The 418-nt window shown below is 65.6% G+C and carries 1 protein-coding gene; it reads left to right on the plus strand.

The features are described from left to right. Nucleotides 1-418 (plus strand): AMP-binding protein (locus E1294_RS52230; protein ID WP_132520850.1); only part of this gene is annotated, 418 nt, incomplete at both ends.

The following is a 418-nucleotide window of genomic DNA, read 5'->3' on the forward strand; positions in this document are numbered from 1 at the left end:
AGTTGCCGGCGATGTTGTTGGGGGTGTGGCGGGCTGGTGGCACGTATGTGCCGGTGGATCCGGGTTATCCGGCGGCGCGGATTGCGCAGGTGCTGGAGGATGCGGCTCCGGTTGTGGTGCTGGTCAACGGCTCGGTGACGGTGGATGTCGGGGTGCCGGTCCTGCATGTGGACGATGTCTCCGATGTCTCCGATGTCTCCGAGGTCCCCGAGGTCGCCGGACGGCCGGTGGCGGGTGATGCGGCCTATGTGATCTATACGTCGGGGTCGACGGGTCGGCCGAAGGGTGTGGTGGTTGAGCACCGGCAGGTGTTGCGGTTGTTCGCGGCGACTGAGCGCTGGTTCGGCTTCACCGGTGAGGACACGTGGGTTCTGGCGCATTCGTTTGCGTTCGATGTGTCGGTGTGGGAGATCTGGGG

The organism is Nonomuraea diastatica (assembly GCF_004349015.1).
Taxonomy (GTDB): domain Bacteria; phylum Actinomycetota; class Actinomycetes; order Streptosporangiales; family Streptosporangiaceae; genus Nonomuraea; species Nonomuraea diastatica.